Source organism: Variovorax sp. GW821-FHT09D07, assembly GCF_059416345.1.
The window spans coordinates 705,956-730,675 of sequence record NZ_JBWKOY010000001.1; the positions used below are offsets into that span (position 1 = coordinate 705,956).

Genomic DNA, 24,720 nt, shown 5'->3' on the forward strand with positions numbered 1-24,720 from the left:
CACGCTCACACCTTCTGGCGACCCCACCCCCGCCGTGATGGCGCCGCGCCGCCCGGGCCCGTCCGCCCCCGTGTGCGCGCCCGCCGCGAGGCTGTGGCCGGACTTCATGACGGGCCAGGAAAAATCGCCGGTGCGCGTGCTGCTCATCGACGACGACGAGTACATGCGCCGGGTGATCGCCCAGGAGTTGCTGTCGGACCTGCGCATCCAGCTCGAAGGCCAGGCCGACAGCATCCGCGAGGGGCGCAAGCTCTTGGCCACGCATGCGTTCGACGTGCTGATGGTCGACCTGCGGCTCAGCGACGGCATGGGCTTCGAGCTGATCGCCGAGGCGCGCCGTCACCATGGCAACGGCGAGATCATCGTGATCTCCGCGCTCGAGGACGATGCCCACGTGCTGCGCGCCTTCGAGCTGGGCGCCACGGGCTATCTGCTGAAGAACGCCTGGCTGCAGAGCTTTGCCGATGCCGTGCTGCACGTGGTGAACGGCGGCGCCGTCATCACGCCGCGGCTCGCGCGGCGCCTGCTGCACCGCCTGAACCACCAGCCCCGCGAGCCGCAGCCCGCCGACGACGCATCGCCACCGCGCGACACGACGCTGACACCGCGCGAGAGCCAGGTCCTTCGCCACGTGGCGTCGGGCTACGTCTCGGCGGAGATCGGCGCCAAGCTCGGCATCACGGGCCAGACGGTCAACGTGCACATCAAGAGCATCTACAAGAAGCTGCATGTGCATTCGCGCGCCCAGGCGGTGAACCTCGCCGTTCACACGGGCCTGATCTGAGCGGCACATCCACGAAGCGATCCGGTTCGTCACCCACTGCACACACAAAGGCTGGTCACCATGAACACCCCCACCATTCATCCCGTGGTCCTGTGCGGCGGCAGCGGCACGCGGCTGTGGCCGCTATCGCGCAAGGCCTTTCCCAAGCAGTTCGCACCGATCGTGGGCAACAAGAGCCTGCTGCACCTCACGCTCGAACGGCTCGCGACCCTGAACCGGACGATCACCTGCGTTGCGTCGGAAGAGCACCGCTTCCTGGTGCGCGAGGCGATCGAGAACGCGCACGCGCAGGGCCGCCAGATCCTCGAGCCCGTGCCCCGCAACACGGCCGCCGCGATGGCCGCGGCGGCCCTGCTGGCCGAGCCCGACGACCTGCTGCTCTTTGCGCCCGCGGACCACCACATTCCCGACGTGGCGCTGTTCGAGGCCACGATGCGCAGCGGCGTCGAAGCAGCCCTGGCAGGCAAGATCGTCACCTTCGGCATCGCGCCCAGCTTTCCGAGCACGGCCTACGGGTACATCGAGGCGGCCGGGGCCACGGGGCATGGCCCCAGCCACGCGGTGGCGCGCTTCGTCGAGAAGCCGACGGCGGCGGTGGCGCAAACGCTGATCCTGCAGGGCAACTACTGCTGGAACGCGGGCATCTTCCTGGTCCAGGCGCGCACGCTGGTCGCGGCACTGCGCACGCATGCGCCCGACATCCTCGCCACCTGCGAACGCGCGACCGCCGCGGTGTCGGTCGACGGCAGCTTCGTGCGGCTGGACCGCGAGGCCTTCGAAGGCTGCCGCAGCGACAGCATCGATTACGCGGTGCTCGAAAAGCACGCCGACGTCGCGGTGGTGCGCTTCGAGGGCGCATGGAGCGACGTGGGCAGCTGGAACGCCGTGGCCCAGCTGCACCCGGCCGACGAGGCGGGCAACCGCGTGAGCGGCGCGGGCAGCGTGCTGAACTCGCGCAACACCTTCGTCCATGCGCCGCACCGGCCGGTGGTGGCGCTGGGCACCGAGGACCTGATCATCGTGGACACGCCGGACGCGGTGCTGGTCGCGGGCGCGGACTGCGCCGAACAGGTGGCCGAGGTGGTGCGCATGCTGGCGCGCGAAGGCACGGTCGAAGCCACCGAGCATCGCCGCGTGGTGCGGCCCTGGGGCGCCTACGACAGCATCGACACCGGCGAGCGCTTCCAGGTGAAGCACCTGACCGTCAAGCCCGGCGGCAAGCTGTCGCTGCAGATGCACCACCACCGCGCCGAGCACTGGATCGTCGTCAAGGGCACGGCCAAGGCCACGCGCGGCGGCGAAGTGCTGCTGGTGCGGGAGAACGAGTCGATCTACCTGCCCTCGGGCACCATCCACCGGCTGGAGAACCCAGGCAAGACGATGCTGGAAGTGATCGAGGTGCAGACCGGCAGCTACCTCGGCGAAGACGACATCGTGCGCTTCGACGACACCTACGGCCGCTGCCCCGCGGCCGAGAAGCGCGAGGCACTCGCGTTGCAAGCGGCCCTGCAGCCCGCGGCCGAACGCGGCGTCGATGCGCCGGCCTGACCCGCCCCTTCCCTTCCTCTCACCTCATTGAAGCCATGAAAAAACGTGCTGTCGTCACTGGCATTACCGGACAGGACGGGGCGTACCTGGCCGAGCTGCTGCTGGGCAAGGGCTACACCGTCTACGGAACCTTCCGCCGAACCAGTTCGGTGAACTTCTGGCGCATCGAGTCGCTCGGCATCCAGGATCATCCGGAGCTTCATCTCGTGGAGTACGACCTGACGGACCTGGGCAGTTCGATCACGCTCATTCGCGATGCGCAGCCCGACGAGGTCTACAACCTGGCGGCGCAGAGCTACGTGGGCGCGAGCTTCAACCAGCCCGAAGCCACCACGAACATCAACGGGCTGGGCACCCTCCACCTGCTCGACGCGATCCGCCTGACGGACCGCGGCATCCGGTACTACCAGGCCTCGACGTCGGAGATGTTCGGCAATGTGCAGGCCATTCCGCAGAAGGAAGACACGCCCTTCTATCCCCGCAGCCCGTACGGCGTCTCCAAACTCTTCGCCCACTGGATGACGATGAACTACCGCGAGAGCTACGGGCTCTTCGCTTGTTGCGGCATCCTCTTCAACCACGAGAGCCCGTTGCGCGGCCGCGAATTCGTGACACGCAAGGTCACCGACGCGGCGGCCAAGATCAGGCTCGGCAAGCTCGATGTGCTCACGCTGGGCAACATGGATGCCAAGCGCGACTGGGGCTATGCGAAGGAATACGTCGATGGCATGTGGCGCATGCTGCAGGCCGACAAACCGGACAACTACGTGCTCGCCACCAACCGCACGGAAACCGTGCGGGATTTCGTCGACATGGCGTTCAGGGCCGCGGGCTACGAACTCCGGTTCGAAGGGACGGCGCAGGAAGAGGTCGCCATCGACCGCGAGACCGGCAAGGTCCTCGTGAGGATCGATCCGAAGTTCTATCGGCCGGCGGAGGTGGAACTGCTCATCGGCGATGCGTCGCATGCCAGGAGGACGCTGGGCTGGGAGCCGAGGACGACGCTGGAGGAGCTGTGCGCGATGATGGTGGAGGCCGACTTGCAGCGAAACCGCGAAGGCCGGTCCTTCTGAGCGCGGCAAGCCCGTCCTGAATGGCATCGGGATTTGCGCGAGACCAAACAAAAACGGCACCCGAAGGTGCCGCCTGAAACGAAAACGGCACCTGATGGTGCCGTCTGTCGTAGGTCTGAAATGGTGGGCGGTGGAGGCTTCGAACCTCCGACCCCAGCAGTGTGAATGCTGTGCTCTACCCCTGAGCTAACCGCCCTGAGACACTGCTTTTGAGTTCAGTGTCTTGAACACGTATCGCGTTGTGCGAAGCCTCAGATTATGCCATAGCTTTTCAGCCGTTTTGGCGAAATAAAGTTTTTCCGCCGCTGGATTTGTCGAGTTGCGACAACACGGCCTCGTGCGCGCTGAGTTCATGCTCGGCCGCCGCGATCACCGGCAGCTCGAACTGGCTCAGGTCGATGGCCACGATGGTAGTGCCCTGCGCGGGCTCGTTCGAGGCCACGTCGATCAGCAGTGCGTCCTGCCCGCGCGTGAGGTTGATGTAGACGTCGGCGAGCAGCTGCGCGTCGAGCTTGGCGCCGTGGAAGGTGCGGTTCGAGCGGTCGACGCCGAAGCGGTCGCACAGCGCGTCGAGCGAATTGCGCTTGCCCGGGTACACCAGCTTGGCCATGGCCAGCGTGTCGGTCACTTCGCTCACGAAGGTCTTGAGCGGCGGCAGGCCGGCGCGCTCGAATTCCTTGTTGAGAAAGCCGACGTCGAAGGCCGCGTTGTGGATGATCAGCTCGGCGTCGCGCAGGTACTCGATGATGTCCTTGCCCAGCGTGGCGAACTTCGGCTTGTCGCGCAGGAAGTCGGTGGTCAGGCCGTGGACCTTGAGCGCGTCCTCGTGGCTCTCGCGCTCCGGGTTGAAGTAGATGTGCAGGTCGTTGCCGGTGAGCTTGCGCGCGAACAGCTCCACGCAGCCCAGCTCGATGATGCGGTCGCCGTTCTCCGCAGAGAGCCCGGTGGTTTCGGTATCGAGAACGATCTGGCGCGACATCAGTGGTTTTCCTTGGCGTGGTTGATCGAGTACTTCGGAATCTCGATCGTCACATTCTCCTGCGCCAGGATCGACTGGCAACTCAGGCGCGATTGCGGCTCCAGGCCCCAGGCGCGGTCGAGCAAATCTTCTTCGCCCTCTTCCGCTTCGTTCAGCGAGTCGAAGCCCGCGCGCACGATCACGTGGCAGGTGGTGCAGGCGCAGCTCATCTCGCAGGCGTGCTCGATGTTGATGTCGTGGTCGAGCAGGGCCTCGCAGATCGAGGTGCCGGCGGGCGCGGTGATCTCGGCGCCTTGCGGGCAGTACTCGGGATGCGGGTAGATCTTGATCGTGGGCATGAAATGGTTCTGTCTACAGGGATTCGACCTTGCGGCCGGCGAGCGCGCGTGCAATGCCCGCGTTCATGCGCTGGGCGGCGAAGGCTTCGGTGTCGTTGGCCAGCGCCTTCGTGGCGGCTTCGATCGCGGCAGCTTCGTTGCTGCTCTTGGCGGTTTCGCGCAGCCGCGCCATCGAGGCATCGATGGCGGCGCGTTCTTCGGCGCTCAGCAGGTCGCCGTCGGCATCGAGCGCGCTCTGCGTGGCCAGCAGCATCCGGTCGGCATCGACGCGCGATTCCACCAGCGCACGGGCCTGCATGTCCTGCTGGGCGGTGGAGAAGCTTTCCTGCAGCATGGTCGCGATCTGGTCGTCCGACAGGCCGTACGACGGCTTGACCGCCACGCTGGCCTCGACGCCGCTGCCCTGCTCCTTGGCGCTCACGCTCAGCAGGCCGTCGGCGTCGACGGTGAAGGTCACGCGGATGCGCGCCGCGCCGGCCGCCATCGGCGGGATGCCGCGCAGCGTGAAGCGCGCGAGGCTGCGGCAGTCGGACACGAGGTCGCGCTCGCCCTGCACCACGTGCAACGCCAGCGCGGTCTGCCCGTCCTGGTAGGTCGTGAAGTCCTGCGCCATCGCGGTGGGGATGGTCTGGTTGCGCGGCACGATGCGCTCGACCAGGCCGCCCATGGTCTCGATGCCGAGCGACAGCGGGATCACGTCGAGCAGCAGCAGCTCGCCCGCGCCGTTGTTGCCGGCCAGCTGGTTGGCCTGGATGGCGGCGCCGAGCGCCACGACCTCGTCGGGGTTCAGGTTGATCAGCGGCTCGCGGCCGAAATAGGCGGCCACGGCGCTGCGGATCTGCGGCATGCGCGTGGAGCCGCCGACGAGCACGATCCCCTGCAACTCTTCGGGCTTGAGCTTCGCGTCGCGCAACGCCTTGCGCACGGCCGCGAGGGTGCGGTCGGTGAGCGCCTGCGTGGCGGCGAAGAACTGCGCGCGCGTCAGCGTGAACTCGGCATGGCCACCTGCCAGCGCGGCGCTGAAGAGGGTCGACTCGGCATCGGTCAGTGCTTCTTTCGCGGCGCGCGCTGCCACGAGCAGCGCGGCGCGGTCGTTGTCGCTGCCGGCTTGACGGCCGGTCTGCGCGAGCACGAAGTCGGCGATGGCATGGTCGTAGTCGTCGCCGCCCAGGGCCGAGTCGCCGCCCGTGGCGATCACTTCGAACACGCCCTGCGTGAGCCGCAGGATCGAGATGTCGAAGGTGCCACCGCCCAGGTCGTAGACCGCATAGACACCTTCGCTCGCGTTGTCCAGGCCGTAGGCGATGGCGGCGGCGGTCGGCTCGCTGATGAGGCGCAGCACGTTCAGGCCCGCGAGCTGCGCGGCGTCCTTGGTCGCCTGGCGCTGGCCTTCGTCGAAGTAGGCCGGCACGGTGATGACGGCGCCGTAGAGTTCGTCGTCGAAGGTGTCTTCGGCGCGGTAGCGCAGCGTGGCCAGGATCTCGGCGCTGATCTCGACGGGCGACTTCTCGCCGGCCGAGGTCTGCACCTTGACCATGCCGCCGTCGTCGCCGCCGATGCGGTACGACATGGCGTCGCGGTTCGCAATGTCGGCCAGGCCGCGGCCCATGAGCCGCTTGACCGAGGTGATGGTGTTGGCGGGGTCCTGCGCGCGCGCGGCCACGGCGTCGAAGCCGATCTGGCGGCGATCGCCGTCCAGGTAGCGCACGGCCGAGGGCAGCAGCACGCGGCCCTGGTCGTCGGGCAGGCATTCGGCCACGCCGTTGCGCACCGAGGCCACCAGCGAATGCGTGGTGCCCAAGTCGATGCCCACGGCGATGCGGCGCTGGTGCGGGTCAGGCGCCTGGCCGGGTTCGGAAATCTGAAGAAGAGCCATAAGGGCTTATTGTCCCAACTGATCGAGTTTTTTCTCGACGTCCTCGCCGAAGCGCTCAATGAACATGAGGGCTCTCACTTGCTGAACGGCACCGGGGTAGTCACCCTTCTCGTCGATCAGCCAGTCGAGCGACGAGAGTGCGCGGGCGCGCGTGGTTTCGACGTCGGCCTGCAGCAGTTCGACGGCGGCGATGTCGCGGGCGTCGTCGAGCGCTTCGCGCCACTCCATCTGCTGCATGAGAAAGGCACCCGGCATCGCCGTGTTGTTCTCCGCATTCAGCGGTGCGCCGTTGAGTTCGCAGATGTAGCTCGCGCGGCGGATCGGGTCTTTCAACCGCTGGTAGGCCTCGTTGATGCGCACCGACCACTGCATGGCCACGCGCTGCGCGGCGGCACCCTGCGCGGCAAAGCGGTCCGGGTGCGCCTCGCGCTGCAGCTCCTTCCAGCGCGCGTCGAGCACGGCGCGGTCCTGCGCGAAGGTCGCCGGGACGGCGAACAGTTGGAAGTCGGTGTCGTTGAGGTTCATCAGACTGCCTGCCGGGCCGCCCCAAAGGCGGTCTGCGCCCCCTCGGGGGGCAGTGAGGACACAAAGTGCCGAACGTGGGGGCTCATAGGATCAAGAAAAAACCGCCAGCACATGACATGGTGGCGGCTGTGGTCGCGGTCAGCGACGACGCATCAGATGCGAAAACTTTCGCCGCAGCCGCAGCGATCACGTTCGTTCGGGTTGATGAACTTGAAGCCCTCGTTCAGGCCTTCGCGCACGAAGTCGAGCTGCGTGCCGTCGATGTAGGCCAGGCTCTTCGGGTCGACCAGCACCTTCACGCCGTGGTCTTCGAACACCACGTCTTCAGGCGTGAACTCGTCGACGTACTCGAGCTTGTAGGCCAGGCCCGAGCAGCCGGTGGTCTTCACGCCCAGCCGCACGCCCACGCCCTTGCCTCGTTTGCCGAGGTAGCGGGTGACGTGGCGCGCAGCGGCTTCGGTCAGCGTGACGGCCATCTCAGTGAACAGCAGCTTCGGCGGTCGACTCGGGGGTCTTGGCGCCGTGCTTGGCCTTGTAGTCGCTCACGGCCGCCTTGATGGCGTCTTCCGCGAGGATCGAGCAGTGGATCTTGACCGGCGGCAGCGCCAGTTCTTCGGCGATCTGCGCGTTCTTGAGGGCTGCCGCTTCGTCGAGCGTCTTGCCCTTGACCCATTCGGTCACGAGCGACGACGAGGCGATGGCCGAGCCGCAGCCGTAGGTCTTGAAGCGCGCGTCTTCGATCACGCCGGTTTCGGGGTTGACCTTGATCTGCAGCTTCATCACGTCGCCGCAAGCCGGTGCGCCGACCATGCCGGTGCCTACCGAGTCGTCGCCCTTTTCGAAGGAGCCGACGTTGCGGGGATTTTCGTAGTGGTCGATGACCTTGGAAGAATATGCCATGGTGTACCTCTCAAACTTTGTTCAATCGTGGAGCCTTGGGCTGGCCTGGGTCAGTGGGCCGACCACTGGATCGTGCTGATGTCGACGCCGTCCTGGAACATCTCCCACAGGGGGCTCAGCTCGCGCAGCTTGGCGACGTTGTGCTTGATGGTCGAGATGGCGTAGTCGATTTCTTCTTCGGTCGTGAAACGGCCGATGGTCATGCGCAGGCTGCTGTGGGCCAGCTCGTCGCTGCGGCCCAGGGCGCGCAGCACATAGCTGGGCTCCAGGCTGGCCGAGGTGCAGGCCGAACCCGACGACACCGCCAGGCCCTTGATGCCCATGATCAGCGACTCGCCTTCGACGTAGTTGAAGCTCATGTTCAGGTTGTGCGGCACGCGGCGCTCGAGGTCGCCGTTGATGAAGACCTGTTCGACATCCTTCAGGCCGTCGAGCAGGCGCTTCTGCAGGCGGACCGCATGGGCGATGTCGTCCTTCATCTCGAGCTTGGCGATGCGGTAGGCCTCGCCCATGCCGACGATCTGATGCGTGGGCAGCGTGCCCGAGCGCATGCCGCGCTCGTGGCCACCGCCGTGCATCTGCGCTTCGAGGCGGATGCGCGGCTTGCGGCGCACGTACAGCGCGCCGATGCCCTTGGGGCCGTAGGTCTTGTGCGAAGCCAGGCTCATCAGGTCGATGGGCAGCTTCGTGATGTCGATGTCGATCTTGCCGGTGGCCTGGGCCGAGTCGACGTGGAAGATCACGCCCTTTTCGCGGCAGGCATTGCCCAGCGCGACCACGTCCTGGATCACGCCGATTTCGTTGTTCACGAACAGCACGCTGGCCAGGATGGTGTCGGGGCGGATGGCCGCCTTGAACTTCTCGAGATCGACGAGGCCGTTTTCCTCGACGTCGAGGTAGGTCACTTCGAAGCCCTGGCGCTCGAGTTCGCGCATGGTGTCGAGCACAGCCTTGTGCTCGGTCTTCAGGGTGATCAGGTGCTTGCCCTTGCCCTTGTAGAAGTGGGCCGCGCCCTTGAGCGCCAGGTTGATCGACTCGGTGGCGCCCGACGACCAGACGATTTCACGCGGGTCGGCGTTGATCAGGTCGGCCACCTGGCCGCGCGCTTTCTCGACCGCTTCTTCGGCTTCCCAGCCCCAGGCGTGGCTGCGCGATGCCGGGTTGCCGAAATGTTCGCGCAACCAGGGAATCATGGCGTCGACCACACGCGGGTCGACCGGCGTGGTGGCGCCGTAATCGAGATAGATCGGGAAATGAGGAGTGACGTCCATGGCTGGCTCGGGCTGGCGTGGGGGGTTGTGTTCTGGGATCAGGGCAAACTCAGGGCGATGCCCGCAGGCATCGCCGGACTCATCGGGGTCAGGACTTCGCGAAGACGTTGCCGAGGGCGAAGACCGAATTCGGCGCATTCACGCGGATGGGCTTGACCACCGGCTGGGCCGAGATGGCGCGCTTGACGACCGGCTTGTTCTCGATCTGCACGCCCTTGGCGATCTGGTCGTCGACCAGCTTCTGCAGCGTGACGGAGTCGAGGAACTCGACCATGCGCTGGTTCAGCGAGGCCCAGAGCTCGTGGGTCATGCAGCGACCCTGCTCACCGAGGCAGTTTTCCTTGCCGCCGCACTGGGTGGCATCGATCGGCTCGTCGACGGACACGATGATGTCGGCGACCGTGATGTCCGCCGCCTTGCGGCCGAGGCTGTAGCCGCCGCCGGGGCCGCGGGTCGACTCGACCAGCTCGTGGCGGCGCAGTTTGCCGAACAGCTGTTCGAGGTACGACAACGAAATCTGCTGCCGCTGGCTGATCGCAGCCAGCGTGACCGGACCGGTGTTCTGACGCAACGCCAGATCGATCATTGCTGTGACCGCAAAACGGCCTTTGGTAGTGAGACGCATCGCAAGCTCCTTCAAGTGCTTACCGTTGAAATGACACCACAGCCTTGGGCCGCGGTGACTTCGTCTCCGCCCTGCCCGACCCCGACGCTGGTGAACCAGCCGGTAGGAGTCGGTCCTTCATCGCGAAGTTCTTTGTTGTTGAGTATTTCGGTCAAGTATAGCAGAAGCCCCTGAGATCTGCTCGGGTAAACCCCAGCGCGGCTCGCTTGAAGAAAGCGAACTTATGACCTAGCTGAAATCAGGACGCCAAACCGGCGATGTTGTCGCCGCCCGACGCCCCGAAAGCCTGCTCGCGCAGCAGCGCCAGCTGGTCGCGCACCCGGGCCGCTTTTTCGAACTCGAGGTTGCGGGCGTGCTCCAGCATCTGCTTCTCGAGCCGCTTGATTTCCCGGGCGATGTCTTTCTCGCTCATGTCCTCGACCTTGGCGCGTTCCAGGTCGAGCTTGGCCATTTCCTTGCCGGTCTTCTCGCTGTAGACGCCGTCGATCAGGTCGCGCACCTGCTTCACGATGCTGCGCGGCGTGATGCCGTTCGCCTCGTTGTGGGCAATCTGCCGGGTGCGGCGGCGCTCGGTTTCACCGATGGCCTTCTTCATCGACTCGGTCATCCGGTCGGCATAAAGAATGGCCTTGCCGTTCAGGTTGCGCGCCGCGCGGCCGATGGTCTGGATCAGCGAACGCTCCGCGCGCAGGAAGCCTTCCTTGTCGGCATCGAGGATCGCCACCAGCGACACCTCGGGAATGTCCAGCCCCTCGCGCAGCAGGTTGATGCCCACCAGCACGTCGAAGGTGCCCAGACGCAGGTCGCGCAGGATCTCGACCCGCTCGACCGTGTCCACGTCGCTGTGCAGGTAGCGCACCTTCACGCCGTTGTCGCTCAGGTAGTCGGTGAGCTGCTCGGCCATGCGCTTGGTCAGCGTGGTGATCAGCACGCGTTCGTTCTTCTCGACGCGGATGCGGATCTCGCCCAGCACGTCATCCACCTGGTGCGTGGCGGGACGCACCTCGACCTCGGGGTCGATCAGCCCGGTCGGCCGCACCAGCTGCTCGACCACGTTGCCGGCGTGGTCCTTTTCGTACTGCGCCGGCGTGGCCGACACGAAGATGCACTGGCGCACCCGCTTCTCGAACTCCTCGAGCTTGAGCGGCCGGTTGTCCAGCGCGCTCGGCAAGCGAAAGCCGTACTCGACCAGCGTGACCTTGCGCGCCCGGTCGCCGTTGTACATGGCGCTGAGCTGGCCCATCATCTGATGGCTCTCGTCGAGGAACATCAACGAGTCCTTCGGCATGTAGTCGGTGAGCGTCGCCGGCGGGTCGCCAGGTTCCGCGCCCGAAAGGTGCCGCGTGTAATTCTCGATGCCCTTGCAGTGGCCGATTTCGGCCAGCATTTCCAGGTCGAAGCGCGTGCGCTGCTCCAGCCGCTGCGCTTCGACCAGCTTGCCGGAGCCGGTCAGCTCCTTGAGCCGGCCGGCCAGCTCGATCTTGATGGTTTCGACCGCCGCCAGCACCTTGTCGCGCGGCGTCACGTAGTGGCTCGACGGGTACACCGTGAAGCGCGGCACCTTCTGGCGGATGCGTCCGGTGAGCGGGTCGAACAGCTGCAGCGACTCGATCTCGTCGTCGAACAGCTCGAAGCGGATCGCCAGCTCGCTGTGCTCGGCCGGGAACACGTCGATGGTGTCGCCGCGCACGCGGAACGTGCCGCGCGCAAAGTCCTGCTCGTTGCGCGTGTACTGCATGCGGATGAGCCGCGAGATCAGGTCGCGCTGGCCGACCTTGTCGCCCACGCGGGCAATCAGCCGCATCTCCATGTAGTCCTCGGGCGTGCCGATGCCGTAGATGGCGCTCACCGTGGCCACGATGACCGTGTCGCGCCGCTCCAGCACGCTCTTGGTGGCCGACAGCCGCATCTGCTCGATGTGCTCGTTGATCGAGGAGTCCTTCTCGATGAACAGGTCGCGCTGCGGCACGTAGGCCTCGGGCTGGTAGTAGTCGTAGTAGCTCACGAAGTACTCGACGGCGTTCTTCGGGAAGAACTCGCGGAATTCGCTGTAGAGCTGCGCCGCCAGCGTCTTGTTGGGTGCGAACACGATGGCCGGACGGCCCAGCCGGGCGATCACGTTGGCCATGGTGAAGGTCTTGCCCGAGCCGGTCACGCCCAGCAGCGTCTGGTACACCTCGCCGTCGAGCACCCCGGCCACCAGGCCGTCGATGGCCGTGGGCTGGTCGCCTGCCGGCGGATAGGGCTGGAACAGCTCGAACGGCGAGTCGGGATAGCGGATGAATTCGCCCTGTTTCGCCGGCCCGATCGGGTCGACTTTCTTCAGGTCTGCTATGGCTTCGGTGTTCTCTGGCATGGCTGTTCCCGACAGGTGGCGTGGCGCCGGTAAAATTCAAGGCAACCGGAAAGGATAAAGCCTCCTCCGGTTGCCAGCGAAGCTTTCATCCCAAAGGACCTTTCCATGTCTATGTTCACCGCGGTCGAAATGGCGCCGCGCGACCCGATCCTCGGCCTCAACGAGCAATTTGCAGCCGACACCAACCCCCTCAAGGTCAATCTCGGCGTCGGCGTGTATTACGACGACAACGGCAAGCTGCCCCTGCTCCAGTGCGTGCAGGCCGCAGAGCAGAACATGATGAAGGCCCCCTCGGCCCGCGGCTACCTGCCGATCGACGGCATCGTGGCCTACGACAACGCCGTCAAGGGCCTGGTCTTCGGCCCCGAGAGCGAGCCCGTCACCTCCGGCCGCGTGGCCACCATCCAGGCCATCGGCGGCACCGGCGGCCTGAAGGTCGGCGCCGACTTCCTCAAGAAGCTCAACCCCAACGCCACCGTGCTGATCAGCAACCCGAGCTGGGAAAACCACCGCGCGCTGTTCACCAACGCCGGCTTCACGGTCGAGAGCTACCCCTACTACGACGCCGCCCAGCGCGGCATCAACTTCGACGGCATGCTGGCCGCCCTGAACGCGGCACCGGCCGGCACCATCGTCGTGCTGCACGCCTGCTGCCACAACCCGACCGGCTACGACATCACCCCCGAGCAGTGGGACCAGGTCGTTGCGGCCGTCAAGGCCAAGGGCCTGGTGCCCTTCCTCGACATGGCCTACCAGGGCTTCGGCTACGGCCTGAAGGAAGACGGCGCAGCCGTTGCCAAGTTCGTCGACGCCGGCCTGACCTTCTTCGTCTCGACCTCGTTCTCCAAGAGCTTCAGCCTGTACGGCGAACGCGTCGGCGCCCTGTCGGTGCTGTGCGAGAACAAGGAAGAAGCCGGCCGCGTGCTGTCGCAACTCAAGATCGCCATCCGCACCAACTACAGCAACCCGCCGATCCACGGCGGCGCCGTGGTGGCCGCGGTGCTGGGCACCCCCGAGCTGCGCGCCCTGTGGGAAAAGGAACTGGGCGAGATGCGCGTGCGCATCAAGGCCATGCGCCAGAAGCTGGTCGACGGCCTGAAGGCCGCCGGCGTGAAGGAAGACATGAGCTTCATCACCACCCAGATCGGCATGTTCAGCTACTCGGGCCTGACCAAGGACCAGATGGTGCGCCTGCGCAACGAGTTCGGCGTGTACGGCACCGACACCGGCCGCATGTGCGTCGCCGCGCTCAACAGCAAGAACATCGACTACGTCTGCGCGTCGATTGCGAAGGTCATCTAGGTGACAACCGGATGTGACTGAATCGACTTTTTGACGATTCGTTCACATTCGGCCACAGAAGCCGAATCCAGCCCGCTGCGGGCTAGGGTTCGGCCCCCTGCGCCGCGGCAAATGCACTGATATATTGCACTGCAACATCCACTCAAAGACCCGCGATGCTCTATCAACTCTACGAAGCCCAGCGTTCCCTGATGGAGCCCTTTTCGGACTTCGCCCAGGCCGCCTCCAAGCTCTACGGCCCCGGCGCCGTCTGGAGCCAACTGCCGATGGCACAGCGCATGGCCGCCGGCTATGACCTGCTGTACCGGCTGGGCAAGGACTACGAGAAGCCCGAGTTCAACATCAAGTCCGTCAAGGTCGACGGCGAAGAGGTCGTGATCCAGGAGGCCGTCGAGCTCGACAAGCCCTTCTGCGAACTGCGCCGCTTCAAGCGCTTCACCGACGAACCGCATATCCTCAAGACGCTCAAGAGCCAGCCCGTGGTGCTGATCGTGGCGCCGCTGTCGGGCCATTACGCCACGCTGCTGCGCGACACCGTGCGCACCATGCTGCAGGACCACAAGGTCTACATCACCGACTGGAAGAACGCGCGCCTGGTGCCGCTGTCGGACGGCGAGTTCCACCTGGACGACTACATCAACTACGTGCAGGAGTTCATCCGCCGCCTGCAGGCCGAGTACGGCAACTGCCACGTCGTGAGCGTGTGCCAGCCCACCGTGCCGGTGCTGGCGGCCGTGTCGCTCATGGCCAGCCGCGGCGAGCCGCTGCCCCTCACGATGACCATGATGGGCGGCCCGATCGACGCGCGCAAATCGCCCACGGCCGTGAACAACCTCGCGACCAACAAGAGCTTCGAGTGGTTCGAGAACAACGTGATCTACCGCGTGCCGCAAGGCTTCCCGGGCGCGGGCCGCAAGGTCTATCCGGGCTTCCTGCAGCACACGGGCTTCGTGGCCATGAACCCCGACCGCCACGCCAGCAGCCACTACGACTACTTCAAGGACCTGATCAAGGGTGACGACGCCAGCGCCGAAGCCCATCGCAAGTTCTACGACGAGTACAACGCCGTGCTCGACATGGACGCGGACTACTACCTGGAGACCATCCGCACCGTGTTCCAGGACTTCGACCTGGTCAACGGCACCTGGGACGTGAAGAGCCCCGCCGGCCAGGTGGAGCGTGTGCGTCCGCAGGACATCCACGCCACCGCCCTGCTCACCGTCGAAGGCGAACTCGACGACATCTCCGGCTCGGGCCAGACCCAGGCCGCGCACAGCCTGTGCACCGGCATCGCCGACGCCAAGCGCGAGCACTACGAGGTCAAGGGCGCGGGCCACTACGGCATCTTCAGCGGCCGCCGCTGGCGCGACCTGGTCTACCCGAAGGTGCGCAACTTCATCGCCGCCAGCGACGAGCCCCAGCGCCGCGCCGGTGCGCGCGAAGAGCTGCCGGCCGAAGACCGCATCAAGCCCGGTCAGAAGCTGAAGGCCGTGGCAACCGCCGCGGCCCGCAAGACGCCGGTCGCCGCCAAGAAGGCCGTCGCCGTGAAGGCCGCGCCGGCTGCCAAGAAGCCGGTCGCAGCGGCAAAGAAGCCCCGCGCCAGCGCCGCGCGCTGAGCCGCGCGCATCACCCACCGTGAACGGGCTGGCCGCACGCATCAACGACGCACTGCCTCAGACGCAGTGCACACGGTGCGGCTACCCGGATTGCGCAGGCTACGCGCAGGCCATCGCCGACGGCGAGGCCGGCATCAATCAGTGCCCGCCGGGCGGCGCCGAGGGCATCGAGCGCCTGGCGCTGCTCACGGGCCGCCCCGTGCTGCCGCTCGACCCGCAGTTCGGCACCGAAGGCCCGCGCGCCATGGCCGTCATCGACGAGGCCTGGTGCATCGGCTGCACGCTGTGCCTCGACGCCTGCCCGACCGACGCGATCATCGGCATCCACAAGCGCATGCACACGGTGGTCGAGGCGCACTGCACGGGGTGCGAGCTGTGCATTCCGGTGTGCCCGGTCGATTGCATTTCGCTCGAGATTGAAACCCCTGGCCGCAGCGGCTGGCAGGCGTGGTCGCAGGCACAAGCCGAAGCCGCACTCCAACGCTACAAGCTGCACGCCCAACATCGCGACGCCGCAAAGCGCGAGGCTGAACCGGCCCCTGCCGCCGCCGAGCCGCAAGCCGCCGACACGCGCAAGCGCTCCATCGTCGAAGCCGCGCTGGCACGAGCCCGCGCCGCCGCCGAACAACGCGCCACGAAACCATGACCCTCGACACCCTGCTGATCTACGCCGTCGCCTCGCTCGCCCTGGCGGTGATTCCCGGCCCGACCATGCTGCTGGCGCTGTCCAACGGCATCGACGGCGGCATGCGCCGCGCCAGCTGGGGCATCGCGGGTGCGTCGCTCGGCAGCGTCTCGCTGATCGCGATCGTGGCGCTCGGGCTGGGCTCGCTGCTCGCGGCCTCGGAATGGCTCTTCAACGCGATCCGCGTCGCGGGCGTGGCCTACCTGGTGTGGCTCGGCATCAAGCTGTGGCGCAGCGAGGCGACCGACCTGGGCACCGCGCTGGCCAAGTCGGCCATCGAGGTCCGTCCGCACGGTCGCATCGCGCTCGTGCGCAGCCTGATGGTGGCGCTGTCCAACCCGAAGACGGTGCTGTTCTTCGCCGCCTTCCTGCCCCAGTTCATCGACACGGCCAAGCCCCAGGGCATGCAGTACCTGGTGCTGGGCGCGATCTTCGTGGTGCTCGACACCTGCGTGATGCTGGCCTATGCCGGCGCCGGCACGCAGGCCGTGCGCTGGCTCTCGCGCCGTGGCCTCAAGGCGCTCAACCGCAGCTGTGCCGTCGGCATGTGGCTGCTGGCCGCCACCCTCGCCTTCTGGCGCCGCCCCGCCTGAGCCTCGTCGAACTCAGCCCTTCTGCGGGCGCTTGAACAGCAACAGCAGCACGCCCGCCAGCACCACGCCCACGGCGTACCACTCGAAGCGCGTGACCGTCTCGTGGGCGATCCACACGCCCAGCAGCATCGCGATCACCGGGTTGACGAAGGTGTAGCTCGCCGCCACCCCGGCCGGCGCCTGCGCGAGCAGCACCATGTAGGCGTTGAAGGCAATCAGCGAGCCGAACACCACGAGGTAGACCCACGCCCCCAGCGCCACCGGCTGCGGCGGCCAACTCATCGTTTCGCCCGACACCGCGGCCAGCACCATCAGCACCACGCCGCCGCACAGCATCTCGCTCGCGAAGCCCATCGCGCCGGGTGCCAGTGGCAGCTTGCGCTGGCTCAGCACGCTGCCGAGCGACCAGCAGATGCAGGCCACGCAGATCGCCACCAGCCCTTCGGGCGAGGCCTTGAAGCCGCTGCCCTGCGTGAGCATCAGCACGCCGACGAGCCCCAGCGCGATGCCGGCCGCTTCGAGCCGCGCCGGCTTCACGCCCCAGATCAGATTCAAGAGCGCAATCAGCAACGGAATGACAGCAATGAACGCCACCACCAGCCCCGAACCGATCGACACCTCGGCCAGGGCCGTGCCGCCCATGCCGCCGCCGAGCATCAGCGCGCCGACGACCAGCGCATTGCGCCACTGCAGGCGCATCGGCCAGGGCGTGCCGCGCCAGCGCATCCACGCCGCCAGCAGCACGCCCGCGACCAGGAAGCGCGAGCCCATCTGCAGGAACGGCGGAAAGCTGATCAGCGCGTACTTGATGGCCAGGTAGGTCGAGCCCCAGACCACCCAGGTGGCGGCCAGGCACAGCCACAGCAGCGGCGTCAGCCGGGGACGCGAGGAGGAAGCGGCAGGCGCGGCCTGCGCGGGCGTGGCGAGTGTCGACATATCGAGGGTGTCTCTTCTTGGTATGGAATGCCCGTCATGGTATGAAAGCCATGGGCCGGCAGCCATGCGAAATTCATGGTTCTGCTCGCACCGCACCGTCGAATTAAAGGACTTCCATGGACTTCACCTTGACCCCCACGCTGGACGCCCACGACACCCGCATCCTGGCCGAACTGCAGGCCGACGCCCGCCTGAGCATGGCCGAACTGGGCCGGCGCGTGCACCTGAGCCAGCCGGCCGTGACCGAGCGCGTGAAAAAGCTGGAAGCCGCCGGCGTCATCACCGGCTACCGCGCCACCGTGAACCTCACGCGGCTGGGCTACGGCATCCGCGGGATCATCCGCGTCGGACGCGCCGACTACGACCTCGTGGTGAAGCTGGTGCAGGAGACGCCCGAATGCGTCAATGCCTACAACGTGACCGGCGAGGACAGCTGGATCCTCGAGATCGCCGTGATCGACGTGCCGCACCTCGATGCGGTGCTCGCCAAGTTCTGCATCCTGACCGAGACCGCGACCTCGATCATCCTGAACCCGGCGCGCGAGCACCAGCCGATGCTGCCGCCGCAGCGCGCCGACGTGAAGCCGCCGGTGCGCAAGGCACTCAGCGCGTAGCGGCGAGCGTGTTGAAGGCCGTCACCACCTCGGGTGGCGCCTGCACCATCTCGACCAGCACGCCCTCGCCCGAAATCGGGAACTCGTCGTTGGCCTTCGGGTGCAAAAAGCAGATGTCGAAACCGGCCGCGCCCTTGCGGATGCCGCCCGGCGCAAAGCGCACGCCCTGCGCCGTGAGCCACTCGACGGCCTTGGGCAGGTCGTCGATCCACAGGCCGACGTGGTTCAGCGGCGTGGTGTGCACGGCAGGCTTCTTCTCGGGGTCCAGCGGCTGCATCAGGTCGACCTCGACCTTGAACGGGCCGCTGCCCATCGAACAGATGTCCTCGTCGACGTTCTCGCGCTCGCTGCGGAAGGTGCCCGTCACCTCGAGCCCCAGCATGTCGACCCACAGCTTCTGCAGGCGCAGCTTGTCGGGGCCGCCGATAGCGATCTGCTGGATGCCCAGCACCTTGAAGGGACGCGGCGTGGTCATGCGCAACCGCCTTCTTCCGCCTGCTCCTGCGTGCGGTGCGAGCGCAGGCCGAGCTTGCGCAGCAGCTGCACGTCGGCGTCGACGTCGGGGTTGCCGGTGACCAGCAGCTTGTCGCCGTAGAAGATCGAGTTGGCGCCGGCCATGAAGCACAGGGCCTGCACCGCCTCGCCCATCTGCTGGCGGCCGGCCGACAGGCGCACGCGCGCGGTCGGCATGGTGATGCGCGCCACGGCGATCATGCGCACGAAGTCGAAGGGATCGACCGGCTCCGAGTCGGCCAGCGGCGTGCCGGGCACGCGCACCAGGCTGTTGATCGGCACCGACTCCGGGTACGGGTCCATGTTGGCGAGCTGCGCGATCAGCCCGGCGCGGTGCACCGGCTGCTCGCCCATGCCCACGATGCCGCCGCAGCACACGCTGATGCCGGCGCTGCGCACGGCCGCCAGCGTGTCCAGGCGGTCCTGGTAGGTGCGCGTGTCGACCACGTCGGTGTAGTACTCGGGCGCGGTGTCCAGGTTGTGGTTGTAGTAATCGAGGCCGGCGGCCTTGAGCTGCTGCGCGTGGTGCGGCTCCAGCATGCCCAGCGTGGCGCAGGTCTGCAGGCCCAGGCCCTTCACGGCCTCGACCAGCACCGCCACCTTCTCGACGTCGCGGTCCTTGGGCGCGCGCCAGGCGGCGCCCATGCAAAAGCGCGTGGCGCCGGCGTCCTTGGCGGCCTGCGCGGCGCGCACCACCTCGTCGACCTCCATCAGCTTTTGCGCCTTCACGCCGGTGTCGAACTCGGCCGACTGCGGGCAGTAGCCGCAGTTCTCGGGGCAGCCGCCGGTCTTCACCGACAGCAGCGTGGCCAGCTCGATGTCGCCTTCGGGGAAATGCCGACGGTGCACGGTCTGCGCCTCGAACAGCAGTTCCATGAAAGGCTTGTCGAGCAGCGCCTGGATGGCCTCCACGGACCAGGGGCCCTGGGGCGTCGCCACGGCCTTGGCCGGGCGGTGCAGCGTGATTGCCGCTTGTTGCAGGTCGTTGGCACCCATCAGTTGAACTCCAGAATGATTTGGTCGACGGCGAGCGATTCGCCCTTGGCCGCCGAGATCTTGCCCACCACGCCGTCCTGCGTGGCGAACAGCACGTTTTCCATCTTCATGGCCTCGATCACGGCCAGCTTCTCGCCGGCCTGGACCTGCTGCCCCGGCTGCACCGACACCTCGACTAAGAGGCCCGGCATCGGCGACATCAGGAACTTGCTCAGGTCGGGCGGCGCCTTGTAGGGCATCAGCTCGAGCAGGCGCGCGCCCAGCGGCGACAGCACCATGGTCTCGATCTGCGTGCCGTCGTGCGACACGCGCAGCGCCAGCGGGTTCTTGCCCGCGCCGCGCTCCACCTGCGCCGTGAACGGCTTGCCGTTGGCCGTGCCCTGCACGCGCACCGCGCCGAGCGCGAAGTCGCTCTCGATCTGGTAGCGCTTGTCGCCCACCGTGACGACGCTGGCGCCGGTCTTGCCCTGGAAGTCGCTCACCGACACCGCGTGGTGCACATGCTTGCCCTCGGGGCCCAGCTCGACCACCACGAACTGCTCGCCCACCTTCACGCCGTGGCCCGCGAGCTGCCCGCTGATGCCTGAGGCGCGCGCGCGGTAGCGGCGGTTGACGAAGGCGGCCAGCGCCACCAGGAACGCCGGATCGGCGTGCGGCACGTCTTCCGCGTGGAAGCCCTTGCCGTAGTGCTCGGCGATGAAGCCGGTGTTGAAATCGCCCGCCACGAACTTCGGGTGCGCCAGCAGCGCGGCCTGGAACGGGATGTTGCTGCTGATGCCGCGGATCACGAAACCGTTGAGTGCCTCGCGCATGAGCGCGATGGCTTCGTTGCGGTCCTTGCCGTGCACGATGAGCTTGGCGATCATCGAGTCGTAGTACATCGGGATCTCGCCGCCGTCGTACACGCCGGTGTCCACGCGCACGCCGTGCAGGTGGCCGGTGTCGCTCGCGAACATGCTCTCGGCCGGCGGCTGGAACTTCACCAGGCGGCCCGTCGAGGGCAGGAAGTTGCGGAACGGGTCTTCGGCGTTGATGCGGCACTCGATGGCCCAGCCGTCGCGCTTCACGTCGGCTTGCGTCAGCGGCAGCTTTTCGCCGGCCGCCACGCGGATCATCAGCTCGACCAGGTCCAGGCCGGTGATGCATTCCGTCACCGGGTGCTCCACCTGCAGGCGCGTGTTCATCTCCAGGAAGTAGAAGCTCTGGTCCTTGCCGACCACGAACTCCACCGTGCCCGCGCTCTGGTACTTCACGGCCTTGGCCAGTGCCACGGCCTGCTCGCCCATCGCCTTGCGCGTGGCGTCGGTGATGAAGGGCGACGGCGCCTCCTCGATCACCTTCTGGTGGCGGCGCTGAATGGAGCACTCGCGCTCGTTCAGGTAGATGACGTTGCCGTGCGAGTCGCCCAGCACCTGGATCTCGATGTGGCGCGGCTCCTCGACGAACTTCTCGATGAACACACGGTCGTCGCCAAAGGAATTGCGCGCCTCGTTGCGGCAAGAAGTGAAACCCTCGAAGGCTTCCTTGTCGTTGAAGGCCACGCGCAGGCCCTTGCCGCCGCCGCCGGCCGAGGCCTTGATCATCACCGGGTAGCCGATGTCCTTGGCGATCTCGACGGCGCGCTCGGCCGTCTCGATGGCGTCGTTCCAGCCGGGGATGGTGTTGACCTGGGCTTCGTTCGCGAGCTTCTTCGAGGCGATCTTGTCGCCCATGGCCGCGATCGAATAGTGCTTCGGGCCGATGAAGGCAATGCCCTCTTCCTCGACCTTGCGCGCAAAGGCTTCGTTCTCCGACAGGAAGCCGTAGCCCGGGTGCACGGCCTCGGCACCGGTCTTCTTGCAGGCCGCGATGATGCGGTCGGCCTGCAGGTAGCTCTCACGGCTGGGCGCGGCGCCGATGTGCACGGCCTCGTCGGCCAGCTCGACGTGGCGGGCTTCCTTGTCGGCGTCGGAGTAGACGGCGACGGTCAGGATGCCCATCTTCTTGGCCGTTTGAATCACGCGGCAGGCGATTTCACCGCGGTTGGCGATCAGGATCTTCTTGAACATGTTCTTCTTTCTCCGTGCGGCTCAGAGCGGAATGTTTCCGTGCTTGCGCCACGGGTTCTCGAGCTTCTTCTCGCGCAGCATCACGAGCGAGCGGCAGATGCGCTTGCGCGTCTCGTGCGGCAGGATCACGTCGTCGATGTAGCCGCGCGCGCCGGCCACGTACGGGTTGGCGAAGCGGGCCTTGTATTCGGCCTCGCGGGCAGCGAGCTTCTCGGGGTCGTTCTTGTCTTCGCGGAAGATGATCTCCACCGCGCCCTTGGCGCCCATCACCGCGATCTCGGCGCGCGGCCAGGCCAGGTTGACGTCGCCGCGCAGGTGCTTGGAGGCCATCACGTCGTACGCGCCGCCGTAGGCCTTGCGCGTGATGACGGTGATCTTGGGCACCGTGCACTCCGCGTACGCGTACAGCAGCTTGGCGCCGTGCTTGATGATGCCGCCGTACTCCTGGCCGGTGCCGGGCATGAAGCCGGGCACGTCGACGAAGGTGATGACGGGGATGTTGAACGCATCGCAAAAGCGCACGAAGCGCGCCGCCTTGATGCTGCTCTTGATGTCCAGGCAGCCCGCGAGCACCAGCGGCTGGTTGGCCACGATGCCGACCGTCTGGCCTTCCATGCGCGCGAAGCCGATCACGATGTTCTTCGCGTAGTCGGGCTGCAGCTCGAAGAAGTCGCCGTCGTCCACCACCTTCAGGATCAGTTCCTTGATGTCGTAGGGCTTGTTCGGGTTGTCGGGCACCAGCGTGTCCAGCGAGTAGTCGGGCCGGTCGGCCGGGTCGCCCTGGCCGTCGTTGCCCAGGCGCACCGGCGGCTTCTCGCGGTTGTTCAGCGGCAGGTAGTTGTACAGGCGGCGCAGCATCATCAACGCCTCGACGTCGTTCTCGAACGCCATGTCGGCCACGCCGCTGCGCGTGGTGTGGGTGATGGCGCCGCCCAGTTCTTCGGCCGTCACGCTCTCGTGCGTCACGGTCTTCACCACCTCGGGGCCGGTGACGAACATGTAGCTGCTGTCCTTCACCATGAAGATGAAGTCGGTCATGGCGGGCGAGTACACGGCGCCGCCGGCGCAGGGGCCCATGATCATGCTGATCTGCGGCACCACGCCCGAGGCCATCACGTTGCGCTGGAACACGTCGGCATAGCCGCCCAGCGAGGCCACGCCTTCCTGGATGCGCGCGCCGCCCGAATCGTTCAGGCCGATGACCGGTGCGCCGACCTTCATGGCCTGGTCCATCACCTTGCAGATCTTCTCGGCGTGGGCTTCGCTGAGCGCGCCGCCGAAGACCGTGAAGTCCTGGCTGAACACGAACACGAGGCGGCCGTTGATCATGCCGTAGCCCGTGACCACGCCGTCGCCGGGGATCTTCTGCTCGGCCATGCCGAAGTCGACCGAGCGGTGCTCGACGAACATGTCCCACTCTTCAAACGTGCCGTCGTCGAGCAGCAGCTCGATGCGCTCGCGCGCCGTGAGCTTGCCCTTGGCGTGCTGCGCGTCGATGCGCTTCTGCCCGCCGCCGAGTCGCGCCTGGGCGCGCTTCTTTTCGAGTTGTTCGATCAGTTCTTGCATGGTGTGCTTCCGAAGCTGTGGTTCTGGATTGCTGGGAGAGTCTTGCGGGGGCCGGGGTGTCACACCCGGGCGGTGATGGCTGCCGCTGCGAGCAGCTGGCGCGCCGCCGTCGAGGCCGGCAGGCTGCCCTGGGCCACCTGCTGCGTGAGTTGCGGCAACAGCTCGCGCACCTGCGCGTGCTGGCGGAACGCCTGCTTGAGCCCGGCGTCGATGCGTTCCCACATCCACGCGGTGGCCTGTTTTTCGCGGCGCTTCGCGAGCTTGCCGTTGGCGGTCTGCAGCGTCTTGAATTCGAGCACGGCGTCCCAGAAGGCGTCGACGCCGGTGCCGGCGAGCGCGCTGAGCTGCAGCACCTTGGGCAGCCAGAAGCGGCGCTCCACGCCGCTGTGGGCGTCGTGCACCGCATGCGCGTGGTCGGGGTTGCCCTGGTGGCCGAACAGGCGCAGCGCCGAGGTGATCTGGGCCTGCGCGCGCGTGGCGGCGTCGCGGTCGATGTCGGCCTTGTTGATGGCGACCAGGTCAGCCAGCTCCATCACGCCCTTCTTGATCGCCTGCAGGTCGTCGCCCGCGTTGGGCAGCTGCAGCAGCACGAACATGTCGGTCATGCCGGCCACCGCCGTTTCGCTCTGGCCCACGCCCACGGTCTCGACGATGACGATGTCGTAGCCCGCGGCCTCGCAGACCAGCATGGCCTCGCGCGTCTTCTCGGCCACACCGCCGAGCGTGCCGCTCGAGGGGCTGGGCCGGATGTAGGCGCGCTCGTGCACCGACAGGCGCTCCATGCGCGTCTTGTCGCCGAGGATGGAACCGCCCGACACGGTGGACGAGGGGTCGATGGTGAGCACGGCCACGCGGTGGCCCTTGCCGATCAGCAGCAGGCCCAGCGTTTCGATGAAGGTCGACTTGCCCACGCCGGGCACGCCCGAGATGCCCAGGCGGAACGACTGGCCGGTGCGCGGCAACAGCGCCGTGAGCAACTCGTCGGCGTGCGCGCGGTGGTCGGCGCGCGTCGATTCGAGCAGCGTGATCGCCTTGGCGATGGCACGCCGCTGCGCCATGCCCGGCGCATCGGCGAGCGCGCGTTCGAGCGCGCCGACGGTGTTCAGCACGCTGCCTCCGACGCCACGCGCCAGCGGTAGTGCAGGTCGACGCCCTCCTCGCCTTCGAGCACGAAGCCGTGCCGCTGGTAGAAGCGGTTGGCGTCGCTCTGCACGAGCGCGGTGAGCTTGATGTCCAGCTTCTGTTCGCGCGCCTGCGCCTTGGCCCAGCGCAGCGCCCATTCGCCGATGCCGCGCCCCTGGAAGCCGGTGCGCAGGTACAGGTGATCGAGGCGCAGCGCATCCGCGTCCTCGGGCTTGAGCGTGATGAAGCCCAGGCGCTGCTCACCGTCGAGCACGATGTGGTGCATGTACGGCACCACGAAACCGGCCGACAGGCGCTCGCGCGAGCGCGTGAGGTCGAAACGGCCGACGCGCTCCAGGCTCGGACGCATCGCATCGATGCGCACGGCCAGCATGTCTTCGAAATCGCTGGAATCCACGGGCTGCAGCGACAGCCGCGACAAGAGATCGCCCAC

At 66.9% G+C, this 24,720-nt stretch carries 24 protein-coding genes and 1 tRNA gene; 8 read left to right on the forward strand and 17 right to left on the reverse strand.

Going from position 1 to position 24,720, the window contains the following annotated elements:
- Nucleotides 1-37: 37 nt before the first annotated feature.
- From AC07OX_RS03275 to gmd, 3 genes are read left to right on the forward strand one after another with little or no spacing between them, the layout of a single operon-like run.
- Nucleotides 38-784, forward strand: a complete 747-nt coding sequence (locus AC07OX_RS03275) for a LuxR C-terminal-related transcriptional regulator (RefSeq protein ID WP_070061303.1) — start codon at nt 38-40, stop codon at nt 782-784.
- Between the two features lie 60 nt (nt 785-844).
- Nucleotides 845-2,332 (forward strand): mannose-1-phosphate guanylyltransferase/mannose-6-phosphate isomerase, encoded by a 1,488-nt coding sequence (locus AC07OX_RS03280; protein ID WP_095947183.1) that lies wholly within the window; start codon nt 845-847, stop codon nt 2,330-2,332.
- Nucleotides 2,333-2,367: 35 nt separating this feature from the next.
- Entirely contained in the window at nt 2,368-3,405 is a 1,038-nt protein-coding gene (gene gmd, locus AC07OX_RS03285) for a GDP-mannose 4,6-dehydratase (protein WP_495259841.1), read from the forward strand.
- A 121-nt stretch (nt 3,406-3,526) separates the two neighbouring features.
- Here the strand turns inward: gmd and AC07OX_RS03290 are convergent.
- The 10 genes from AC07OX_RS03290 to uvrB all read right to left on the reverse strand — a co-directional run bounded on the left by AC07OX_RS03290 (nt 3,527) and on the right by uvrB (nt 12,275).
- A tRNA-Val gene (locus AC07OX_RS03290) sits at nt 3,527-3,601 on the reverse strand.
- 75 nt (nt 3,602-3,676) lie between these two features.
- Nucleotides 3,677-4,384 carry a DNA polymerase III subunit epsilon gene (gene dnaQ, locus AC07OX_RS03295; protein ID WP_495259842.1) on the reverse strand — a complete coding sequence of 236 codons (708 nt, stop codon included), beginning with the start codon at nt 4,382-4,384 and terminating at the stop codon, nt 3,677-3,679.
- Nucleotides 4,384-4,722, reverse strand: a complete 339-nt coding sequence (gene fdx, locus AC07OX_RS03300) for an ISC system 2Fe-2S type ferredoxin (protein WP_070061051.1) — start codon at nt 4,720-4,722, stop codon at nt 4,384-4,386. The genes dnaQ and fdx overlap by 1 nt, the downstream gene beginning before the upstream one ends.
- 13 nt (nt 4,723-4,735) lie before the next feature.
- Nucleotides 4,736-6,598 carry a Fe-S protein assembly chaperone HscA gene (gene hscA / locus AC07OX_RS03305; RefSeq protein ID WP_495259843.1) on the reverse strand — a complete coding sequence of 621 codons (1,863 nt, stop codon included), beginning with the start codon at nt 6,596-6,598 and terminating at the stop codon, nt 4,736-4,738.
- A gap of 6 nt (nt 6,599-6,604) precedes the next feature.
- Nucleotides 6,605-7,123, reverse strand: coding sequence for a Fe-S protein assembly co-chaperone HscB (gene hscB, locus AC07OX_RS03310; RefSeq protein ID WP_495259844.1), 519 nt, complete (start codon nt 7,121-7,123; stop codon nt 6,605-6,607).
- A 152-nt stretch (nt 7,124-7,275) separates the two neighbouring features.
- On the reverse strand, nt 7,276-7,599 hold the full coding sequence (gene iscA, locus AC07OX_RS03315) for an iron-sulfur cluster assembly protein IscA (protein ID WP_007828190.1): 324 nt from the start codon (nt 7,597-7,599) through the stop codon (nt 7,276-7,278).
- A 1-nt stretch (nt 7,600) separates the two neighbouring features.
- Nucleotides 7,601-8,023: a Fe-S cluster assembly scaffold IscU gene (iscU, locus tag AC07OX_RS03320; protein ID WP_062473231.1), complete on the reverse strand. Its 423-nt coding sequence runs from the start codon at nt 8,021-8,023 to the stop codon at nt 7,601-7,603.
- Between the two features lie 50 nt (nt 8,024-8,073).
- Nucleotides 8,074-9,294 carry an IscS subfamily cysteine desulfurase gene (locus tag AC07OX_RS03325; RefSeq protein WP_495259846.1) on the reverse strand — a complete coding sequence of 407 codons (1,221 nt, stop codon included), beginning with the start codon at nt 9,292-9,294 and terminating at the stop codon, nt 8,074-8,076.
- Nucleotides 9,295-9,382: 88 nt separating this feature from the next.
- Complete coding sequence (iscR, locus tag AC07OX_RS03330) at nt 9,383-9,919, reverse strand: Fe-S cluster assembly transcriptional regulator IscR (RefSeq protein WP_056580055.1); 537 nt, start codon at nt 9,917-9,919, stop codon at nt 9,383-9,385.
- 238 nt (nt 9,920-10,157) lie between these two features.
- Complete coding sequence (gene uvrB, locus AC07OX_RS03335) at nt 10,158-12,275, reverse strand: excinuclease ABC subunit UvrB (RefSeq protein ID WP_495259847.1); 2,118 nt, start codon at nt 12,273-12,275, stop codon at nt 10,158-10,160.
- A gap of 105 nt (nt 12,276-12,380) precedes the next feature.
- On the opposite strand from uvrB, the gene AC07OX_RS03340 reads away from it, so the two are divergent.
- The 4 genes from AC07OX_RS03340 (at nt 12,381) to AC07OX_RS03355 (ending at nt 16,471) form a co-directional block, all read left to right on the forward strand.
- Nucleotides 12,381-13,577 (forward strand): amino acid aminotransferase, encoded by a 1,197-nt coding sequence (locus tag AC07OX_RS03340; protein ID WP_495259848.1) that lies wholly within the window; start codon nt 12,381-12,383, stop codon nt 13,575-13,577.
- 155 nt (nt 13,578-13,732) lie between these two features.
- Entirely contained in the window at nt 13,733-15,193 is a 1,461-nt protein-coding gene (locus AC07OX_RS03345) for a polyhydroxyalkanoate depolymerase (RefSeq protein WP_495259849.1), read from the forward strand.
- A gap of 19 nt (nt 15,194-15,212) precedes the next feature.
- Entirely contained in the window at nt 15,213-15,839 is a 627-nt protein-coding gene (locus tag AC07OX_RS03350; protein ID WP_495259850.1) for an RnfABCDGE type electron transport complex subunit B, read from the forward strand.
- Nucleotides 15,836-16,471, forward strand: coding sequence for a LysE family translocator (locus AC07OX_RS03355; protein ID WP_495259851.1), 636 nt, complete (start codon nt 15,836-15,838; stop codon nt 16,469-16,471). Before AC07OX_RS03350 ends, AC07OX_RS03355 begins: the two co-directional genes overlap by 4 nt.
- 12 nt (nt 16,472-16,483) lie before the next feature.
- Here the strand turns inward: AC07OX_RS03355 and yedA are convergent, their stop codons facing one another.
- Nucleotides 16,484-17,407 (reverse strand): drug/metabolite exporter YedA, encoded by a 924-nt coding sequence (gene yedA, locus AC07OX_RS03360; protein ID WP_495259852.1) that lies wholly within the window; start codon nt 17,405-17,407, stop codon nt 16,484-16,486.
- A 116-nt stretch (nt 17,408-17,523) separates the two neighbouring features.
- Here yedA and AC07OX_RS03365 point away from each other — a divergent pair, with 116 nt between their 5' ends.
- Nucleotides 17,524-18,021 carry an Lrp/AsnC family transcriptional regulator gene (locus tag AC07OX_RS03365; RefSeq protein WP_062473217.1) on the forward strand — a complete coding sequence of 166 codons (498 nt, stop codon included), beginning with the start codon at nt 17,524-17,526 and terminating at the stop codon, nt 18,019-18,021.
- Here the strand turns inward: AC07OX_RS03365 and AC07OX_RS03370 are convergent.
- From AC07OX_RS03370 to AC07OX_RS03395, 6 genes are read right to left on the reverse strand one after another with little or no spacing between them, the layout of a single operon-like run.
- On the reverse strand, nt 18,011-18,496 hold the full coding sequence (locus AC07OX_RS03370) for a VOC family protein (RefSeq protein ID WP_495259853.1): 486 nt from the start codon (nt 18,494-18,496) through the stop codon (nt 18,011-18,013). The genes AC07OX_RS03365 and AC07OX_RS03370 overlap by 11 nt on opposite strands.
- Entirely contained in the window at nt 18,493-19,530 is a 1,038-nt protein-coding gene (gene bioB, locus AC07OX_RS03375; RefSeq protein WP_062473215.1) for a biotin synthase BioB, read from the reverse strand. Before bioB ends, AC07OX_RS03370 begins: the two co-directional genes overlap by 4 nt.
- Nucleotides 19,530-21,578, reverse strand: a complete 2,049-nt coding sequence (gene accC, locus AC07OX_RS03380) for an acetyl-CoA carboxylase biotin carboxylase subunit (RefSeq protein WP_495259854.1) — start codon at nt 21,576-21,578, stop codon at nt 19,530-19,532. Before accC ends, bioB begins: the two co-directional genes overlap by 1 nt.
- Before the next feature lie 21 nt (nt 21,579-21,599).
- Entirely contained in the window at nt 21,600-23,144 is a 1,545-nt protein-coding gene (locus tag AC07OX_RS03385) for an acyl-CoA carboxylase subunit beta (protein ID WP_062473211.1), read from the reverse strand.
- A gap of 59 nt (nt 23,145-23,203) precedes the next feature.
- Entirely contained in the window at nt 23,204-24,253 is a 1,050-nt protein-coding gene (gene meaB, locus AC07OX_RS03390) for a methylmalonyl Co-A mutase-associated GTPase MeaB (RefSeq protein WP_495259855.1), read from the reverse strand.
- Entirely contained in the window at nt 24,247-24,720 is a 474-nt protein-coding gene (locus AC07OX_RS03395; protein WP_062473207.1) for a GNAT family N-acetyltransferase, read from the reverse strand. Before AC07OX_RS03395 ends, meaB begins: the two co-directional genes overlap by 7 nt.

Bases quoted from the DNA above. Each gene is read 5' to 3' on its own strand.
- AC07OX_RS03275 (WP_070061303.1), top strand. From the start codon at position 38: ATGGCGCCGCGCCGCCCGGGCCCGTCCGCCCCCGTGTGCGCGCCCGCC.
- AC07OX_RS03280 (WP_095947183.1), top strand. From the start codon at position 845: ATGAACACCCCCACCATTCATCCCGTGGTCCTGTGCGGCGGCAGCGGC.
- gmd (WP_495259841.1), top strand. From the start codon at position 2,368: ATGAAAAAACGTGCTGTCGTCACTGGCATTACCGGACAGGACGGGGCG.
- dnaQ (WP_495259842.1), bottom strand. From the start codon at position 4,384: ATGTCGCGCCAGATCGTTCTCGATACCGAAACCACCGGGCTCTCTGCG.
- fdx (WP_070061051.1), bottom strand. From the start codon at position 4,722: ATGCCCACGATCAAGATCTACCCGCATCCCGAGTACTGCCCGCAAGGC.
- hscA (WP_495259843.1), bottom strand. From the start codon at position 6,598: ATGGCTCTTCTTCAGATTTCCGAACCCGGCCAGGCGCCTGACCCGCAC.
- hscB (WP_495259844.1), bottom strand. From the start codon at position 7,123: ATGAACCTCAACGACACCGACTTCCAACTGTTCGCCGTCCCGGCGACC.
- iscA (WP_007828190.1), bottom strand. From the start codon at position 7,599: ATGGCCGTCACGCTGACCGAAGCCGCTGCGCGCCACGTCACCCGCTAC.
- iscU (WP_062473231.1), bottom strand. From the start codon at position 8,023: ATGGCATATTCTTCCAAGGTCATCGACCACTACGAAAATCCCCGCAAC.
- AC07OX_RS03325 (WP_495259846.1), bottom strand. From the start codon at position 9,294: ATGGACGTCACTCCTCATTTCCCGATCTATCTCGATTACGGCGCCACC.
- iscR (WP_056580055.1), bottom strand. From the start codon at position 9,919: ATGCGTCTCACTACCAAAGGCCGTTTTGCGGTCACAGCAATGATCGAT.
- uvrB (WP_495259847.1), bottom strand. From the start codon at position 12,275: ATGCCAGAGAACACCGAAGCCATAGCAGACCTGAAGAAAGTCGACCCG.
- AC07OX_RS03340 (WP_495259848.1), top strand. From the start codon at position 12,381: ATGTCTATGTTCACCGCGGTCGAAATGGCGCCGCGCGACCCGATCCTC.
- AC07OX_RS03345 (WP_495259849.1), top strand. From the start codon at position 13,733: ATGCTCTATCAACTCTACGAAGCCCAGCGTTCCCTGATGGAGCCCTTT.
- AC07OX_RS03355 (WP_495259851.1), top strand. From the start codon at position 15,836: ATGACCCTCGACACCCTGCTGATCTACGCCGTCGCCTCGCTCGCCCTG.
- yedA (WP_495259852.1), bottom strand. From the start codon at position 17,407: ATGTCGACACTCGCCACGCCCGCGCAGGCCGCGCCTGCCGCTTCCTCC.
- AC07OX_RS03365 (WP_062473217.1), top strand. From the start codon at position 17,524: ATGGACTTCACCTTGACCCCCACGCTGGACGCCCACGACACCCGCATC.
- AC07OX_RS03370 (WP_495259853.1), bottom strand. From the start codon at position 18,496: ATGACCACGCCGCGTCCCTTCAAGGTGCTGGGCATCCAGCAGATCGCT.
- bioB (WP_062473215.1), bottom strand. From the start codon at position 19,530: ATGGGTGCCAACGACCTGCAACAAGCGGCAATCACGCTGCACCGCCCG.
- accC (WP_495259854.1), bottom strand. From the start codon at position 21,578: ATGTTCAAGAAGATCCTGATCGCCAACCGCGGTGAAATCGCCTGCCGC.
- AC07OX_RS03385 (WP_062473211.1), bottom strand. From the start codon at position 23,144: ATGCAAGAACTGATCGAACAACTCGAAAAGAAGCGCGCCCAGGCGCGA.